Origin of the sequence: Nonomuraea longispora, assembly GCF_004348345.1 — a bacterium.
GTDB classification, from domain to species: domain Bacteria; phylum Actinomycetota; class Actinomycetes; order Streptosporangiales; family Streptosporangiaceae; genus Nonomuraea; species Nonomuraea longispora.
This window is the reverse complement of the sequence record NZ_SMJZ01000372.1, coordinates 1-3,438: the sequence shown is the minus strand read 5'-3', so window position 1 is coordinate 3,438 and position 3,438 is coordinate 1. Positions and strand designations below refer to the sequence as shown.

The following is a 3,438-nucleotide window of genomic DNA, read 5'->3' as shown; positions in this document are numbered from 1 at the left end:
CCCGCTGCTGTTCACGTCGACACACCGTCACAATCCGTGACGAACATCAACTAAAGCCGTAGTATGAAGTCCAACGACCTGGCAACTTTCACAGAGCACCCCTGGTCAGATTCGCGAAGCGCCATCAGCTCGTCTCATCCAGTCCGTCAGAACTCGGTCATGTAAGCCCAGTGTGCGAACAGGGTCGGCTGCCGTTGCAGGAGCCCGGTCCACCACCGTTGGGCCTTCTTGAACGACCGCAACCGTTTGAACTTCCGTCGCGCCCAACGCACCAGGTAGGTGTTGATGCGCTTGAGGAAGACGTTCAGCGCGGTCCGGTAGAACTTGCCGTAGTAGGCGATCCAGCCGCGAATGACCGGATTCATCCAGCGGGCCAGTTCTCCCAGATCGCTGGTGGTGCGCAGATGGATCCGCCAGGATCGCAGCTCGGCGCCCATCTTCTTGAGGGCGTCCTTGCTGACCGCGGGCAGGAACGCCGAGAAGATCGCCGTCCTGTCCCGGGTCGGGGCTTTCCTGGCCCGGAAGGTGTAGCCCAGGAACGTGAACGCCGTCTCCTCATGATCGAGACGGCGGTTACGGTCCCTGCAGTACACGATCTTCGTCTTGGCCGGGTGGAGTTCCAGCCCGACCTGCTCCATGCGCGTCCCCAGCGCGGCCAGCACTTCTCGTGCCCGCCGCTCGGTCGCGCAGTGCACCACCGCGTCGTCAGCGAACCGCTCGAACTCCACGGCCGGGAACTCGCGTTCCAGCCAGGAGTCGAACGCATAATGCATGAACAGGTTCGCCAGGACGGGGGAAATCGCCGAACCCTGCGGGGTTCCCCGGTCCCGTTCCGCGAGCCTGCCCTCGGTGGTGAGGATCAGCGCGGCCAGCCACCGGCGCACATACAGCACGATCCACCGCTGCTCATGCGTGGTGTTGACCGCCACCGCCTTGATCATCAGATCCCATGGCACGCTGTCGAAGAATTTGCGGACATCCAGGTCGATGACCCAGTCCTTCTCCCAGCAGCGTCGGCGGCATCGGGCCACCGCATCCAGCGCCCCACGCCCGGGCCGGTAGCCGAACGAGTCGTCATGGAAGATCGACTCGGTCCGAGGCTCCAGCGCCAGCGCGGCCACGGTCTGCGCCACCCGATCGGCCACGGTCGGCACGCCCAACACGCGCGTCCCGCCCGGCTTGGGGATCTCCACCGCCTTCACCGGCGGGGGAAAGTAGGTCCCCGACGACATCCGATTCCAGATCTTGTAGAGGTTGTCCCTCAGATCGACCTCGAACGCCTCGATGGACTGCCCATCCACCCCGGCGGCACCCTTGTTCGCCTTGACCTGCTTCCACGCCTTCCACACCAGGCGCTTGGGTATGTCGAACGGTTTCCCGCCCGGACCCGACATGCTCACCCGTCTCCTCCCGGAGCACTTCCGGTTGCTCGAACGAACATCTCCAGATGAGCCGGCCCCTTGGCTCCACCCCGATTACCAGGGCTTCATCGCTACTACGGGCCGGTCCGCCGACGCGCGCCGCGACGGTACTCAGCACCTCCCGGTTTCCGCCGGTCGGTGCGCTCCCTCTCGCCCACCCCTTTCAACCCAGGGTCGGGCCGTGTCGGCGCACGCCTTCCCACGTTCCACACGAAAGCCGCAGACCGGGCTCACGCCACCTGCACGCCGGACACCGCCTGGCCAGTCGGCGGGCTCCCGCCAGGCTCATCCCGGGATTGCATTGAGACCCCGGTTTCGATGCCATTTCCTACTCTCAGCGCTTCAGCGGTGGTTCACTCGCGTTCGTCTTCCCGGTCCCCACCTGACGGAGTCTCACCCCCGCCTTTTCCCCGACGCTCAGCACGACAGTCTTCAGCTAACGCACCTCGGGGTGGTTTGACGCCTCCCCCCGCAGGACGACGCCGAAGGGCCACCAATCCTTCATCTTCCGTGCAGCAGCACAGCGATACGGTCCTCTCCTACCTCACAGACCGCTCCTCTCCGTGCGCGTGGCGCAACAATGCGAGCTTGTCACTTCTAAGCGGCATTCCAGAAGTTCTGCGCGTAACGGGACGTGAGATCGCAGGCGCGGTCAGGCATTGACAGGGACCTCGCCGGGGGTTGGATCGAAGTTGCCTGCAACGCCCACCCACCCGGCGAGGTCGTGGTCAGTATGCGCCCGGTCACTGTGTTCGCCAACGGTCCTGAGGCATCGATCGAGCAGTTACGCGCGGATTTGCGCGGCCGGTGGCGGCAGGCCAGGCGTGCGGTGATGGTGCTGCTGTCGGTGCACGGGCTGTCCCCGGTTCAGATCGCTGACCTGCTGGAGTGCGATGCCGGCACGGTGCGGCGGTGGATCGGCCGGTTCAACCACCACGGGCCGGCGGGCTTGGCCGACCGGCCCCGCCCCGGACGACCGCGCATCGGCGGGCCCCGCCTGCTCCCCCGGATCACGGCATTGCTGGAGCGATCGGGACCGTGGACCGTGCCCAGGTTGTGGCAGTACCTGGGCCGGCCGAAGCTGAGCTCGCACACCCTGTATCGGCGCCTGCGGGTGGTGGCGATCTGGCGTCGCCCCAAGCTGGTGGCCCGGGGCGATCCGGACCGCTGGCGAGCGGTGGCAACCATCACCGCCAGGCTGCGGGAGTTACCACGCGGCGCGATGGTGTGGGCCACCGATGAGACCCACGTCCACCTCCTGCCACACGTGCGCGCCACCTGGACACTGCGCCGGCACCGGCCCGAGATCGGCACCCCCGGCAAGAACCGGCAGGTGAGCGTGTTCGGGGCGCTGGAGATGACCACCGGCCGATGGGTGTATCGGCTGGGCCGCCGCTGCGCCGCCGACTTCATCGCCCTGCTGGAGCAGATCCGCCTGGCCGTCCCGACCGCCCCGGCGATCGTGGTCATCTGCGACAACGACACCATCCACCACGCCAAAGCCGTCACCGCCTACCTGGCCGAGCACCCCACCATGGAAGTGCTGTTCGGAGCCCGCTACAGCCCGCACGACAACCCGGTGGAACGCATCTGGGCCACGCTCAAGGCATTCATCGCCAACACCGCCGTCAGCTGGCCTGGCCGTCTCAGACAGATCCATGCCTTCTTCCGCACCCGATCACCCGATCAGATGCTCACCACAGCCGCGCCCTGGACCAGCCCCTGGCTGCCCGCAGGTTATAGGCAGAACTTCTGGAATGCCGCTTAGTGTGTAAAGATCCTTTCTGGGTGATGGAGAAGCCTCTTTACCTGATCCGGCCTGGATAGGCGATGTCGAGTTCGATGAGAGCTTCGCGCCAGCCGATGGTGCGCTGGCCCTCGATCAGGCGGGCGGTGCTGGGCGAGTTTTTGATCTTGCCGGTTTTCTCCTTGTGTGCGGCGCGTTCGCGGGCGCGTTTGTCCTCGATGTTGATGATGGCCAGCCACAGCAGCTTGACCACGGCGTCGTCGCCGGGGA

The 3,438-nt window shown here is 65.9% G+C and carries 2 protein-coding genes and 1 pseudogene; 1 reads left to right on the top strand and 2 read right to left on the bottom strand.

Annotation, left to right across the window (positions count from 1 at the left end; all coding sequences use genetic code 11):
• Positions 1–146: 146 nt before the first annotated feature.
• Entirely contained in the window at positions 147–1,394 is a 1,248-nt protein-coding gene (gene ltrA / locus E1267_RS43090) for a group II intron reverse transcriptase/maturase (protein ID WP_132342002.1), read from the bottom strand.
• 760 nt (positions 1,395–2,154) lie between these two features.
• Between ltrA and E1267_RS43085 the strand changes: the two genes are divergently transcribed.
• Positions 2,155–3,189, top strand: a complete 1,035-nt coding sequence (locus E1267_RS43085) for an IS630 family transposase (RefSeq protein ID WP_220449944.1) — start codon at positions 2,155–2,157, stop codon at positions 3,187–3,189.
• A 37-nt stretch (positions 3,190–3,226) separates the two neighbouring features.
• Here the strand turns inward: E1267_RS43085 and E1267_RS45170 are convergent.
• A pseudogene (locus E1267_RS45170) lies at positions 3,227–3,438 on the bottom strand (IS256 family transposase); the annotation flags it as partial.